Consider the following 12,506-nt stretch of genomic DNA (forward strand, 5'->3'; position numbering starts at 1 on the left):
TTGTGGAGGCTTCAAGGCGCAGATTCCGCGTTAGCTCGTTGGGAGCTTCGCCTCGAAATTGAAGCGGTCGCGCAGGTTCTTGCGCTGTTCCAGGATGTCCTTCAGAAAGGCGCGGTCCTGATCGTTCTTCATCATCGGCTCGATCAGGTCGAGTTGGTTCATGGCGACCAGTTGCAGGACCTCGGTGCGCGGCTTGCCGCTGCTGTTGCGTGGCAGGGCGTGCACGACCTGGATGTGCTCGGGCGGCTTCGGTCCCTTGGCGGCGGCAAGCTCGCTGCGGAGCTGGCCCTCGAGCGCAGCCTGATCGGATTCGACGAACGCGTACAGCCCGACCCCGGAGCGGCGGTCAGCAAAGGCGACGATGGCGGCGTCGCGCACGGCGGGATTGCGGCGGATCAGCTCGGCCAGCACCGGCGCGTCGTTGACGAGCCGGCGCCCGCCGCCCTCGCGGTCGGTGAAATTGAACAGGCCGCGGGTGATGGCGCGATAGACCTTCTTGCCGGTGGCGAGCCACAGGCTCGCGGCGAACGACTTCCTCGCCAGGATCTTTCGCTCGCGCGGCGTCAGCGCCTCCGGCGCGTAGGAGCGCTTGTGCTTGAGCAGATGCCGGAGGTCTTCATAGGCGAGGATGCGATAGAGCCGGCCGCGGCGCTTGAAGCACGCGGCGAGCTGGAAGTCGGTCACATAGGCGCGGCCGTCGCGGCCGACCAGCCAGTTCTGCTCCTTGGCGAGATCGTTGTGGCAGATGCCGGCGCGGCGCAGTCGGCGCAGTGCGGCCTTGGCCGAACGGAAATAGGCGAGATCGCCATGAGGCTTTGCCAGATGCAGCGCGACGCCGTCGACGAAGCCCCGCACCAGGGCGCGGCGCCCGGCCCATAGCAGCTCGGGACCGACGTCGAGGCCTTTGGCGCGCACCAGGGCCTGCTTCTCGCGGGCGAACAGGTGGCGCGCCAGCAGAAACGACCACCACGGCACCTCGTCGAGCCGGCGCAGCACCGCGTCGATCTCGCCGCCTTCGTTGCGGAAACGGCCGCGCTCGACGGCCGAGAATACATCGCGCTTGAGCAGGACGCCTTCGGTCCAGCGCGCCGACAGCTCTGCGGCGTCGTCTTTGGGCAAGCTCATCGCAATCTCACGCGGCGGCGGCAATGCGCAGGTGATCGGCGATCCAGCGGTCGAGATCGGCGAGCGCCCGTGCGCTCAGCGCCTGCTTCTTGGCCACGGTCTTCTCGTTGCCGCGCAGTCGCGTGCCGTCGGGCTTCTTCGTTGGCAGGCTCGCGAGCGGCGGGAACAGGCCGAAATTGACGTTCATAGGCTGGAACGAGCGCGTGCCCGGCTCGATGGTCTCGATATGGCCGCCCGTGATGTGACCGAGCAGCGATCCCAGTGCGGTCGTCGCCGGCGGGCTGACAAGCGTCTCGCCGCGCGCGTCCGCGGCTGCATAGAGACCCGCGATCAAGCCGACACTGGCGGATTCCACATAGCCCTCGCAGCCCGTCATCTGGCCGGCGAAGCGCAACCGCGTCTGTGCGCGCAGCCGCAGCTGGCCGTCGAGCAGCTTCGGCGAGTTCAGGAAGGTGTTGCGGTGCAGGCCGCCGAGGCGGGCGAACTCGGCGTTTTCCAGACCCGGAATGGTACGGAAGATGCGCTGCTGCTCGCCATACTTCAGCTTCGTCTGGAAGCCGACGATGTTGTAGAGAGTGCCGAGCTTGTTGTCCTGGCGCAACTGAACGATCGCGTAGGGTTTCGTGGTGGGATCGTGTGGATTGGTGAGGCCGACCGGCTTCATGGGACCATGGCGCAGCGTCTCGGAGCCACGTTCAGCCATCACCTCGATCGGCAGGCAGCCATCGAAATAGGGCGTGTTGGTCTCCCATTCCTTGAACTCGGTCTTCTCGCCGGCGATCAGCGCGGCGACGAAGCCCTCATACTGCTCCTTGGTCATGGGGCAGTTGATGTAGTCGGCACCGTTGCCGCCGGGGCCGACCTTGTCGTAGCGCGATTGGAACCAGGCTACCGACATGTCGATGGATTCGCGGTGCACGATCGGCGCGATGGCGTCGAAGAAGGCGAGGGCGTTCTCGTCGGTCAGCTCGCGGATGGCGTCGGCCAGCGGCGCGGAGGTGAGGGGGCCGGTGGCGACGATGACGTTGCTCCACGCGGCCGGCGGCAAGCCTGCGATCTCTCCGCGCGCGATCTCGATCAGCGGATGATCGTTCAGCGCCTTGGTGACGGCCGCCGAGAAGCCGTCGCGATCGACCGCGAGTGCGCCGCCGGCGGGCACCTGGTTGGCGTCGGCCGCGCGCATGATCAGCGAGCCGAGGCGGCGCATCTCCGCATGCAGCAAGCCGACGGCGTTGTTGGCGGCGTCATCCGAGCGGAACGAGTTGGAACAGACGAGCTCGGCGAGCCCGTCGGTGCGGTGCGCCTCGGTCATTCGGGTCGGCCGCATCTCGTGCAGCATCACGGGCACGCCGGACTTCGCAACCTGCCAGGCAGCTTCCGAGCCGGCGAGGCCGGCACCGATCACGTGGACGATGTTGGATTGGGGTCCTGTCATGGGGCGGACAGGTAGCGCTTTTCGGCGGAGAGTGGAATCGCCGAGATCGAGTTTTCGGCCACCAGATGCGACAACGCCCGCACGAGGCGGGCGCTATCGGTCCGTTCCGATGAAGGGCTGAACGATATCAGCCCTGATACTGGCCGGCGGCAACGCGCGGGATGTCCGAGCGATCAAGGCCGATATCGGCCAGTTCGCGATCACTGAGCTGGGACAGCTCGGCAACATTGCGCTGATAGTCCCGGAAGGCCTGGATCATGCGGATGAGCGAGAGCAGCATTGGTAGTCTCCTGTAGTTCGATTCAGCCTTTGCTTGAGGCCTTATCGTTGAAATGAATATAGGTGAGAGTGGTGCAGTGCGAAAGTTCCGATGTTGCGATGCAGCTAAGCGTAGGGTGCATAGCGCGCGTAACGGATGATTAACTGGAAGGCGCTCCCGCCAAGAGTTTGGCCAAGGCCGTCTGGAATTGGGTATAAGTACCCGTGAAATAACGGGTTTATGTTACAAATTGATCTGGGTCATTGCGGGAATAAGCTGCCCGTAACCGGCCAGTAGGTGCAATTCGGCAGCTTCTAGACTCAAGTCGTGCCTGCCCGATTCGCATAGGACGCGCTGCGATTATGTGAATATGGATTCATTTGAAATCCATTTGAGCACCGAGAATGTGCCCCGTGAGAGGTGCCGGCGCGTCGGTACAGGGTGAGGCAGGCTCGCCGGGTTTCGCGATTCGGCGCGCTGATTGAGATCTAAGGGGCGCGCGCGAGCTGGGCGGCAAAATAGGCCACGGTCTTGGAGTAGACCTCGCTCTTGTTCCACTGCTTGAGGACCTCAAAATTCGGACTGCCCGGCTGCCAGTCCTTGCCCCTCTGCCAGCCATAGCCGACCAGATAATTGGCCGTTGAGGCGAGCACGTCGGACACGTTATGCAGAAGATCGCGCTTGCCGTTGCCGTCGAAGTCGATGGCGTATTTCATCCAGGATGACGGCATGAATTGGGTCTGGCCGAGCTCCCCGGCCCAGGCGCCTTTCATGTCGGCGGGCGCAAGATCACCGCGCTGGACGATGCGCAGCGCATCCAGCAGCTCGGCGCGAAACTGCTCGGAGCGACGGCAATCGTAAGCGAGCGTTGCAAGCGAGCGGATGGTTGCGAATTTGCCGGTGTTGACGCCGAAATCCGTCTCCAGGCCCCAGATCGCGACCAGAACTTCGCCCGGCACGCCATAGGCCTGCTCGATGCGCGACAGCACCGAGCCGTATTGCTTCATCCTGTTGGAACCGCGCTCCAAGCGCGGCGGCACCATGCGGCCGGAGAACTCCTCAAAGCTCTGGGTGAAGACCTTTTGCGAACGGTCGCGGTTGAGCACGCTCTGGTCGAGCGTGACACCGGCAAGCCCGGCGGTGATGGTCTGCTGCGAGATGCCCTTCGCCGCAGCGTCGGCTTTGAAATCAGCCAGCCAGGCGTCGAAATTGCCCGTGTCGCAGGCAACCGCGGCAGGCGCTGGCTGGACTGAGAGAAGGGACGCGGAGACGGCCAAGGCTGCGATAGCAAGACGAGAAATCGTCGGAGTCATCAGATGAAATGGATTTCCGTGAATTGACCTGACCGGCAGCATAATCTCGACTGTAACCGCGGCCAAAGCAAGGCGTGCAGCCCTGTCCGAACCGGCCAGGGCCGCACGTCACGAGATCGTCAGACGTCCGTCCGATTCCGCCACGGGAACAGGTTGGCCGGGAAGTCGGCGGCCGGCTTGCGCGGCCGATGCGGCGGAGGCGGCACCGAACGTGCGCCCGGATCGGACGCGATCACCTTGCGGTAAAGGTGCCACGTCGCGTGCCCGAGCAGCGGGACCACAATGGCGAGGCCGAGGAAGGCCGGCAGCGTGCCGAGCGCGAGCAGCACCGCCACGATCAGGCCCCAGGCCGCCATCGGCACCGGGTTTTTCGCGACGACGCGCAGCGAGGTGCTCATCGCCTCGAACGCACCGGCGTGGCGGTCCAGCATCAGGGGGAACGACACGGCACTGAGACATAGCGCGGCGAGCGCGAACAGGAATCCGGTGCCGCAGCCAACCACGATCAGCCACCAGCCTTGCTGCGTCGTCAACACACGTTCGATGAAGTGCGAGAATCCGGTGACGCCCTCGTAGCCGAACGCCGCGACATAGATCGCCTGTGCGGTCGCCACCCAGGTGACGAACAGGGCGAGCAGCAAGGTGCCGAGGCCGAGCATCGCGCCGAACGACGGCGAGCGCAGGACCTCCATGGCATCCCAGGCGCTGGCCGGCTCATAGCGCTCGCGCCGGCTGGAAAGCTCGTAGAGCCCGAGCGCGGCGAATGGCCCGATCAGGGCGAAGCCCGCGGCGAGCGGAAACAGCAGCGGCAGTACCGAATAGCCCATCACCACGCGGGCGATGACGAGGCCGAGCACCGGGTAGATCACGCAGAGGATGATGGCGTGGCTCGGAATGGCCTTGAAATCCTCCCAGCCGCGCCTGAGCGAGTCGTGCAGATCGGACAATTGAATGGTTCGGATCACCGGTCCAGCCGCATCCGTAGGCTGGGCCATCGTGGGGACATTGCCCTGGTAGAGTGTGGCCATGGTCGCTAGCTCCCTTGCCAAGCGGCTGCGTCCGGCGCCGGCAAACGGCGCAAGCGGCCGCCCAACTCTTGAAATCCCGCGATCCCGACCAGACGCGAATTCCGGATGGCATCGCGAGCTGAACGGCAAGCATACTCCCAAGTCCGGGTCCTGTCCCTCACGCTTGGGTGAAATTCGATGCCGCGGCGCAACCAATGCGGCGTCATTCTGTCGTCATTTCGCCGCAGATAAGCTGATGCTGCTATTCGCTCGCGGGACTTCGCGGGCGCGACGCACCAACTTCGTCTATAAGTGCCACGCAAGGCCCTTCCAACGGATTCCTTTTCGGGGAGCAGACATGAGCATTTTCGGGAAAATCATCAGCGCGATCTTCGGCGGCCAGCCGGCCTCCGCTGCGCCGGCCGGTGGCGCCGCTTCGCCGGGCGCGCCCGCAGGGTCGGCAAGTCCTTCGGCGCCGGCCGCCGCGCCCATGGCCACGGTCGACGTGGCGGCGATCGTCGACAAGGCGGCTGCCGCGCACAAGGGCGAGAAGCTGGAATGGCGCACCTCCATCGTCGACCTCATGAAGGCGCTCGATATCGATTCCAGCCTCGCTGCGCGCAAGGATCTCGCCAAGGAGCTGGGCTACAGCGGCGACATGAACGACTCGGCGAGCATGAACGTCTGGCTGCACAAGCAGGTGATGTCCAAGCTCGCCGCCAACGGCGGCAAGCTGCCGCCGGAGATCAAGCACTGACCCGCCGCACCGACCCGCCTTGGGGTCGTGCCGCAGGGGCCCGCGATCGCGCGGGCCCTTTTGCATTCAGGCGACCAGATCCGCATCCTCCGGATGCCGGTCGAGATAGTCGACGACGAAGCCGCAGCCGGCGATCACCTTCTTGCCGTCGCGCCGGATCAGGTCGAGCGCGCCCTTGACCAGCTCGGAGCCGATGCCGCGCCCGCGCAACGCGCGCGGCGTCTCGGTGTGGGTGATGATCACGGCCGACGGCGTCAGCCGGTAATTGGCGAAGGCGATGTCGTTGCCGACATCGAGCTCGAAGCGGCTCCTGTCCTTGTTGTCGCGTACCAAAGCCGCCATGCGGGATCCCTCCGAACTGCAGATGCCTCCTGATCTAGGAGACTGACATAGCCCTTGCCAAGGTGAGACCAGGGAGATTGGCGCAGACGAGATATCTGCAAACGCGCGCCGCCCTGACCGCACTGCGGTATGGCCATGGCGCTCGGCGAGCAGGTCCCACGGCTCCGCAAATAATCTCCGATACCGCCCTTGCAAGCCGCACTTCGGTTCCCACGTCCTGGAGAGGACATACGCCCGAATGCGGCCGGCAGGGTCGCTAGACATTCGGAGTGTCATCATCGCCAGCCGCAGACGTATGCCTCTTTTGCAGGAGGTTGCGATGTCGGACTCTGGTTTTTTGAATACTCATCGAACATGGGAAGACTGGTGCGGGATGCTGCTGGGCGCGGTGATCGTGGCCTCGCCGTGGTTCCCGGTCCAGGATGAAGCGATCGCCGGTCACCAGACGGTCATCCTGAATACCGTTGCGATCGGTCTGGTCGTATTTGGCATCAGCCAGCTCGAATACGTCGCCTTGCAGCGCTGGCAGGAGGTGACGACGATCCTGGTCGGACTGTGGCTGATCTCCTCGCCATACGTGATCGGCTATTCCGGTGAGGGATTTCTCCGCATCTATCACACGAGCCTCGGTGCGGTGGTGGTGCTGCTCGGCATTCTCCAGCTATGGCAGGACTGGGATAGGAGTGACCAGGACTTGCTCAAGCACGGACAATAGGCCGAAAGTTACTGCAGGCCCGCCGGCCACGAGCGGCGGGCCTGTGCACTCACCGTGTCACGAGATCCGCATAGTCCGGGTGCTTGTCGATCCACGCCTTCACGAATGGGCATTGCGGGATCAGCTTGAAGCCGTCGGCGCGGACCTGGTCGAGCGCGCCTTGCACCAGCTTCGAGCCGATGCCCTTGCCGCCAAGCTCCTTCGGCACGTCGGTATGTTCAAAGACGATGACATCGCCGTCGAGCCGGTAGTGCTCGGTCGCAAGATGACCTTCCACGTCGAGCTCATAGCGGTGATGGGCCTTATTGTTGATGACGTCGCTCATATCGTTGCCTTGCAGCTGCCAGCCTCGCGCACGATGGTAACGCACGGCCCCTCGGCGGGTTTCCGCCCCAAAGCTGTTCGGTTCAATCGGTCGCTTTGGCCAGCCTGGAATCCTCGGCCTGTGGCTGTGGGCGGAGGCAGCCCTGGCAGATGAACAGCGAGCGGTTGACCCTGGCGTCCTGCTCGGCCTCGATGCCGTCCTGTGCCTGCCACCATTCCTTCGAATAAGGGGCAAGGCCGGCCTGAGATCGGTTGCGCTCGGCTGCCGCGGCGGCGCGCGCCGCACGCGAGGCCGAACGGGGCTGATTGGGATTCTCGCCGGCGCCATCCCAGGCATAGCGCGCAGGCTTGAAGGCTGGTTCGGACGCAAGATGCGCTTGCTGAGTCGCGACACATCCGGCAAGCGCCAGGGACAACAGGAGGAAGGCAGGCGCTTTGACCATGATGGAGTACTCTGTACGCGACAACAGATCAACGTTGCGCCGATCATGTTTAAATTTCCCTGAACGACTGTGGCTGCGCCGACGACAAACGCGCATGCGTTATCTCATGCTCATGCTCGCTCTGTTCGCCTCGGCTGCGCGTGCCGACGACGCAAAGCCGTTCAATCCGGCCGACTATCCGCCCGGCGTGCAGAAGGCGGTCCGCTTCGCCAATGAGGAATGCACGAACCAGGAGGGCGGCGCGGTGACCTTCGCGCCCAACACGGTGCGCAAGATCGACCTGACTGGTGACGGTCGCGAGGACTACATCGTCGATTTCCAGGACACCAAATGCGGCGATCGCGAGACCACCTATTGCGGAACCGGCGGCTGCGTCATGAAGATCCTGGTGACGCTGGCCGATGGCAGCGTGCGCGAGGTGTTCGACGGCTACGTCCTCCGTTACAAGATCATGGCCCCACCGGTGAAGCGCGGCGCCGCGCGCGCTGTCCGCTTCGATCTGCATGGCAGCTTCTGCGGCGGCTTTGGTCCGCAACCCTGCTCGAAGACCAAGGCTATCACGGCGACGCCGTTTGCGTTCAAGCAGCCCTAGGGCAGGCCCGCGGCAACCGGCCTTGCGGGGTCGCTGGCGTTGGCGATAAATGGGCCGCAATGAACGGACGGCTTGCGTGCCGCCCGTCCTCGAAGAGGAAGCCCGATGCAGCCCCTGCGCATGTCCCGCCGCGTCATGAATCTCGCCCATATGCTGACCCAGAATGCGCGGCGGCATGGCGCGCGTCGCGGTTTCGTCTGGGGGGATAAGTCCTGGACCTGGCGCCAGATCGATGCGCAGGTCTCGGCCCTGGCCGCGGCACTCGCCGCGCGGGGTATTGTCAAGGGCGACCGCATCCTGGTCCATTCCAAGAATGGCGACGAGATGTTTTTCTCGATGTTCGCCGCGTTTCGCCTCGGCGCGGTCTGGGTGCCCACCAATTTCCGTCTGATGCCGGACGAGGTCAGTTATCTCGCGCAGGCCTCCGGCGCCAAGGGGTTTCTGTGCCATGTCGATTTCCCCGAGCATGCCGCGGCGGTGAAGAGCGGTGCGCTGGAGTTCACCTGGAGCATCGACGGCAAGGCTGCCTTCGGCGAGCGCTCGGTGGCCGATGCCATCGCTTCGCAGGCTGGCGCAGCCGTGGAGAACATCGCCGTCGAGCACGACGATCCCTGCTGGTTCTTCTTCACCTCCGGCACCACGGGACGCTCCAAGGCGGCCGTGCTCACCCACGGCCAGATGGGATTCGTCGTCACCAATCATCTCGCCGATCTGACGCCCGGCACGACCGAGCAGGATGCCTCGCTGGTGGTGGCGCCATTGTCGCACGGCGCCGGCGTGCACCAGCTGATGCAGACCGCGCGCGGCGCGCGCACCGTGCTGCTGCCGAGCGAGAAATTCGACATCAACGAGGCGTTCCGCCTGATCGAGGCGCATCGCGTCAGCAATCTCTTTACGGTGCCGACCATCCTGAAGATGATGGTCGAGCATCCCGCCGCCGAAAAATTCGACCATTCCTCGCTGCGCTACGTCATCTATGCCGGCGCGCCGATGTATCGCGAGGACCAGAAGGCGGCGCTGAGGAAGCTCGGCAAGGTGATCGTGCAGTATTTCGGCCTCGGCGAGGTTACCGGCAACATCACCGTGCTGCCGGCGGCACTGCACGATCCGGAGGACGGCCCGCACGCCAAGATCGGCACCTGCGGCTTCGAGCGTACCGGCATGCAGGTGTCGATCCAGGACGACGAGGGCCGCGAGCTCAAGGCCAACCAGAGCGGCGAGATCTGCGTGATCGGGCCTGCGGTGTTCGCCGGCTACTACGACAACCCCGAAGCCAATGCGAAGGCGTTCCGCAACGGCTGGTTCCGCACCGGCGACCTCGGCCACATGGACGAGGAGGGTTTTGTGTACATCACGGGACGCGCCTCCGACATGTACATCTCCGGCGGCTCCAATATCTATCCGCGCGAGATCGAGGAGAAGATCCTGACCCATCCCGGGATTGGCGAGGTCGCCGTGCTCGGCGTGCCCGACGCGACCTGGGGCGAGGTCGGCGTCGCCGTCTGCGTCGTCCGTGAAGGCGCGAAGGCGGTGACCGAAGCCGAGATGGCGGCGTTCCTGTCGCCGAAAGTGCCGCGCTACAAGATGCCGAAGCGCTTCTTCTTCTGGGATGCGCTGCCGAAATCGGGTTACGGCAAGGTGCCGAAGCGCATGGTGCGCGACGAGCTCGAGGCGCGCGGGCTGCTCGACCTCGACAAGGCGAAGACGGGCTGAGCGTACGAGATGCGGAGCATCAAGCAGCCGGGCCCGCCGCTCCCCGAGCGCATTCAATGGGTGGAGGCGAGGGGACGTGCTTTCACGTTCGCGCTTCAGGCCGGTGTGCCGCTGCTGGAGGCAGCGCGGCGCGGCTTTGCCGCGGAGGGCTTCGCCGGCGGCGTACTGAGTTTTCGCCGCGGCGCGCTGGGTCCGTTCGCCTATGTCATGCCGGCGCTGTCGAAGACCGGCGAGAACGCGGCGTTCTACAGCGATACGTTCCGGCCCGCCGGCGTGACGCGCCCAAGGCTCGGCAGCATGACGCTCGGCATGCGCGACGGCGCGCCGTTCTTTCATTGCCACGGACTGTGGACGGAGGCTGACGGCAAGACGAGCGGGGGCCACATGATGCCGGACGAGACCGTCGTCGCCGAGCCGTTCGAGGTCGGGGCGTTCGGTCTCGATGGTGCGATGTTCACGGCCGAGCCCGATCCGGAGACTAATTTCAAGCTGTTCGGACCGGTCGCGGCCGCGCGCACCGGCGCGCGAACGACGAGCCGCGCCTTCGCGCTCCGCCTGCGCCCGAACCAGGATCTTGCGGGCGGCCTCGAGGCGTTCTGCCGCGCGCACGGCATTGCGCGTGCGAAGATTCATGGCGGCGTCGGCTCGACCATCGGCGCTCGCTTCACCCATGGCGGCGTGACTGAGCCGTTTGCGACGGAGCTGGCGATCACGGCAGGGACAATCGCGCCCGGCATATCCGGCGCGCTGGAAGCTGCGCTCGATGTTGCCCTGATCGACTACACCGGCGGCATCGCCGAGGGCCGCCTGATCCGTGGCGACAATCCGGTGCTGATGACGATGGAGCTGGTGCTGGAGGCAGAGGACTAGCTCGCGAGCCGTGACGTGGTGGGCGCAAGATCGCGCTTTTGCAATCCAATCGTTCCTGTTATGTTCCATCTCAGGTGCGAGCAGCGGCAGGAAGCCATGGCACGAAGAGGCAATCGAACGATCAACCTGCCAGCGCCGTACCTGAAGCGGGTATGGCTCGACCCGTCGCAGGTTCGCGATCGCGAGGCCTATCCGTTTTGCTTGCCCATCTTTCCTGATGATTTCGAACTCAGCTTCGATGCCCCCATCACGATCATCGTTGGAGAGAACGGCACCGGGAAGTCGACGATCCTCGAAGGCATCGCAGCGCTCGCCGGCTACGACGATGCCGGGGGCGGGAAGGGCTACAGGCCGGTCGATCATTCCGAGGCGCGCGAGGAGATGGGCGGCCAACTCTCCACCGCGCTGCGCGCAAGCTGGCTGCCGAAGATTACGAACGGTTGGTTCTTTCGTGCGGAGAGCTTTTTCTCGGTCGCGCGATATCTGGACAAGGCCGCGCGCGACGCCGGCCAGGTCGGCCCCGATTTCCTGTCGCACTCACACGGCGAAGGTTTTCTGCGCTTCTTCGAGGAACGTTGCCAGCGCCAGGGCATCTTCATCTTCGACGAGCCGGAATCGGCGCTGTCGCCGGCGCGTCAGATCGAGTTCCTGAAGCTGCTGCGGCGCATGGACGAGTCCCGCATCTGCCAGGTCATCATGGCAACGCATTCGCCGGTGCTGATGGCCTATCCCAACGCGCGGCTGCTGCGGCTCGGCAAATACGGCCTGGAGCCTGTCACGGTGGAGCAGACCGATCATTACCGGCTGATGTGCGAGTTTTGCGCCGATCCGCGCGGGTTCGTGGAGGCGACGTTGGGGGAGTAGGGGCACACCCGACGCCCGCACGCGTGTCCCGGACAAGCTGCAACGCGTGAGCGTTGCGGCGCAGAGCCGGGATCCAGGAACTCGCGCGTCGGCTGCCGCGTGGGCCCCGGCTCAGCAGCGCATCGCCGAAGGGGCGCTGCGCTGCGTCCGGGGCACGAAACCGGTGTTCATCTGTAGACTCGAATCTAGATGTCACGCATGGATTCGCGTTCTCGCGGCACATCGTGCCCGAGCTTTGCGTTGATCGCCGCCCCCAGAAGTGCCGAGGGCGCAGGGAAGGCCGGGTGCCGGCTGGCACCCGCGGTCCACTGTGCGAAGCGTGTGCTTGAAAAAGCTGCACAGCGGCATACAGGTGAAGCCAAACATCCGGCCTTCCCTGCGCAGTGGTTTGACGGCTTATGTCGCGCTCTCCTCGGGGAGCGATGCACTATTGCCCCCGTCGCCTTGCGGATGACTGGCGCGTGAGCCCGGTCGGGCTGCATGCACCACCGCAAGCCTTGGCGCACAGACCCCGGGCGCCAGGACCACACGATTTTGCCGTACGCGAGGCCGCGCCCGTCGTGTGCGCGCCTCGCTCGCTCACGGAGTGACCCGCCCTGCAAACCGCCTGCGCGCGACGCTGCCTGCGTCCACCACATTCCCAACCCGCGTTCGTGACGATCGCGATGCGCCCCTCGGCCCGGGTTGGGGTGCGCAGAAGATGCTATAATTCCGAATTCGAGTAAAGCGAATTATTTCGCGACCGGT

14 protein-coding genes are annotated in these 12,506 nt (G+C 64.9%); 6 read left to right on the plus strand and 8 right to left on the minus strand.

What is annotated here, in order from left to right:
- Nucleotides 1–30: 30 nt before the first annotated feature.
- From AC24YW_RS21175 to AC24YW_RS21195, 5 genes are all read right to left on the minus strand, one after another.
- Nucleotides 31–1,125, minus strand: a complete 1,095-nt coding sequence (locus AC24YW_RS21175; RefSeq protein WP_487484526.1) for an AMP-binding enzyme — start codon at nucleotides 1,123–1,125, stop codon at nucleotides 31–33.
- Nucleotides 1,126–1,132: 7 nt separating this feature from the next.
- Entirely contained in the window at nucleotides 1,133–2,560 is a 1,428-nt protein-coding gene (gene trmFO, locus AC24YW_RS21180; RefSeq protein WP_487484527.1) for a methylenetetrahydrofolate--tRNA-(uracil(54)-C(5))-methyltransferase (FADH(2)-oxidizing) TrmFO, read from the minus strand.
- A 127-nt stretch (nucleotides 2,561–2,687) separates the two neighbouring features.
- The gene (locus AC24YW_RS21185; protein ID WP_007590701.1) at nucleotides 2,688–2,840 is read right to left on the minus strand and encodes a DUF1127 domain-containing protein; all 153 of its coding nucleotides are present in this window, start codon (nucleotides 2,838–2,840) and stop codon (nucleotides 2,688–2,690) included.
- Nucleotides 2,841–3,307: 467 nt separating this feature from the next.
- Complete coding sequence (locus AC24YW_RS21190; protein ID WP_487484528.1) at nucleotides 3,308–4,132, minus strand: lytic murein transglycosylase; 825 nt, start codon at nucleotides 4,130–4,132, stop codon at nucleotides 3,308–3,310.
- A gap of 119 nt (nucleotides 4,133–4,251) precedes the next feature.
- Nucleotides 4,252–5,160, minus strand: coding sequence for a DUF2189 domain-containing protein (locus AC24YW_RS21195; RefSeq protein WP_487484529.1), 909 nt, complete (start codon nucleotides 5,158–5,160; stop codon nucleotides 4,252–4,254).
- A gap of 337 nt (nucleotides 5,161–5,497) precedes the next feature.
- Here AC24YW_RS21195 and AC24YW_RS21200 point away from each other — a divergent pair, with 337 nt between their 5' ends.
- Nucleotides 5,498–5,896, plus strand: a complete 399-nt coding sequence (locus tag AC24YW_RS21200; RefSeq protein ID WP_487484530.1) for a DUF3597 domain-containing protein — start codon at nucleotides 5,498–5,500, stop codon at nucleotides 5,894–5,896.
- Nucleotides 5,897–5,962: 66 nt separating this feature from the next.
- Here AC24YW_RS21200 and AC24YW_RS21205 read toward each other — a convergent pair whose 3' ends face one another.
- Entirely contained in the window at nucleotides 5,963–6,238 is a 276-nt protein-coding gene (locus tag AC24YW_RS21205; RefSeq protein ID WP_487484531.1) for a GNAT family N-acetyltransferase, read from the minus strand.
- Between the two features lie 319 nt (nucleotides 6,239–6,557).
- On the opposite strand from AC24YW_RS21205, the gene AC24YW_RS21210 reads away from it, so the two are divergent.
- A complete protein-coding gene (locus tag AC24YW_RS21210; RefSeq protein WP_487484532.1) occupies nucleotides 6,558–6,953 on the plus strand; it encodes an SPW repeat protein in 396 nt (131 codons plus the stop codon).
- A 49-nt stretch (nucleotides 6,954–7,002) separates the two neighbouring features.
- On the opposite strand, the gene AC24YW_RS21215 is transcribed toward AC24YW_RS21210, so the two are convergent.
- Nucleotides 7,003–7,278: a GNAT family N-acetyltransferase gene (locus AC24YW_RS21215; protein ID WP_487484533.1), complete on the minus strand. Its 276-nt coding sequence runs from the start codon at nucleotides 7,276–7,278 to the stop codon at nucleotides 7,003–7,005.
- Between the two features lie 82 nt (nucleotides 7,279–7,360).
- Nucleotides 7,361–7,816 carry a hypothetical protein gene (locus AC24YW_RS21220; protein ID WP_487484534.1) on the minus strand — a complete coding sequence of 152 codons (456 nt, stop codon included), beginning with the start codon at nucleotides 7,814–7,816 and terminating at the stop codon, nucleotides 7,361–7,363.
- On the opposite strand from AC24YW_RS21220, the gene AC24YW_RS21225 reads away from it, so the two are divergent.
- The 4 genes from AC24YW_RS21225 (at nucleotide 7,815) to AC24YW_RS21240 (ending at nucleotide 11,759) form a co-directional block, all read left to right on the plus strand.
- Entirely contained in the window at nucleotides 7,815–8,312 is a 498-nt protein-coding gene (locus AC24YW_RS21225; RefSeq protein WP_487484535.1) for a hypothetical protein, read from the plus strand. The two genes, AC24YW_RS21220 and AC24YW_RS21225, sit on opposite strands and share 2 nt — an antisense overlap.
- A gap of 105 nt (nucleotides 8,313–8,417) precedes the next feature.
- Entirely contained in the window at nucleotides 8,418–10,025 is a 1,608-nt protein-coding gene (locus AC24YW_RS21230; protein WP_487484536.1) for an acyl-CoA synthetase, read from the plus strand.
- A gap of 9 nt (nucleotides 10,026–10,034) precedes the next feature.
- Nucleotides 10,035–10,895 (plus strand): PCC domain-containing protein, encoded by an 861-nt coding sequence (locus tag AC24YW_RS21235; RefSeq protein WP_487484537.1) that lies wholly within the window; start codon nucleotides 10,035–10,037, stop codon nucleotides 10,893–10,895.
- Between the two features lie 96 nt (nucleotides 10,896–10,991).
- Nucleotides 10,992–11,759, plus strand: coding sequence for an AAA family ATPase (locus AC24YW_RS21240; protein ID WP_487484538.1), 768 nt, complete (start codon nucleotides 10,992–10,994; stop codon nucleotides 11,757–11,759).
- Nucleotides 11,760–12,506: the final 747 nt, after the last annotated feature.

The sequence above is a fragment of the Bradyrhizobium sp. USDA3516 genome (genome assembly GCF_057651995.1).

Bases quoted from the DNA above. Each gene is read 5' to 3' on its own strand.
- AC24YW_RS21230 (WP_487484536.1), top strand. From the start codon at position 8,418: ATGCAGCCCCTGCGCATGTCCCGCCGCGTCATGAATCTCGCCCATATG.
- AC24YW_RS21220 (WP_487484534.1), bottom strand. From the start codon at position 7,816: ATGCGCGTTTGTCGTCGGCGCAGCCACAGTCGTTCAGGGAAATTTAAA.
- AC24YW_RS21190 (WP_487484528.1), bottom strand. From the start codon at position 4,132: ATGACTCCGACGATTTCTCGTCTTGCTATCGCAGCCTTGGCCGTCTCC.
- AC24YW_RS21185 (WP_007590701.1), bottom strand. From the start codon at position 2,840: ATGCTGCTCTCGCTCATCCGCATGATCCAGGCCTTCCGGGACTATCAG.
- AC24YW_RS21240 (WP_487484538.1), top strand. From the start codon at position 10,992: ATGGCACGAAGAGGCAATCGAACGATCAACCTGCCAGCGCCGTACCTG.
- AC24YW_RS21205 (WP_487484531.1), bottom strand. From the start codon at position 6,238: ATGGCGGCTTTGGTACGCGACAACAAGGACAGGAGCCGCTTCGAGCTC.
- AC24YW_RS21225 (WP_487484535.1), top strand. From the start codon at position 7,815: ATGCGTTATCTCATGCTCATGCTCGCTCTGTTCGCCTCGGCTGCGCGT.
- AC24YW_RS21195 (WP_487484529.1), bottom strand. From the start codon at position 5,160: ATGGCCACACTCTACCAGGGCAATGTCCCCACGATGGCCCAGCCTACG.
- AC24YW_RS21215 (WP_487484533.1), bottom strand. From the start codon at position 7,278: ATGAGCGACGTCATCAACAATAAGGCCCATCACCGCTATGAGCTCGAC.
- trmFO (WP_487484527.1), bottom strand. From the start codon at position 2,560: ATGACAGGACCCCAATCCAACATCGTCCACGTGATCGGTGCCGGCCTC.
- AC24YW_RS21175 (WP_487484526.1), bottom strand. From the start codon at position 1,125: ATGAGCTTGCCCAAAGACGACGCCGCAGAGCTGTCGGCGCGCTGGACC.
- AC24YW_RS21235 (WP_487484537.1), top strand. From the start codon at position 10,035: ATGCGGAGCATCAAGCAGCCGGGCCCGCCGCTCCCCGAGCGCATTCAA.
- AC24YW_RS21200 (WP_487484530.1), top strand. From the start codon at position 5,498: ATGAGCATTTTCGGGAAAATCATCAGCGCGATCTTCGGCGGCCAGCCG.
- AC24YW_RS21210 (WP_487484532.1), top strand. From the start codon at position 6,558: ATGTCGGACTCTGGTTTTTTGAATACTCATCGAACATGGGAAGACTGG.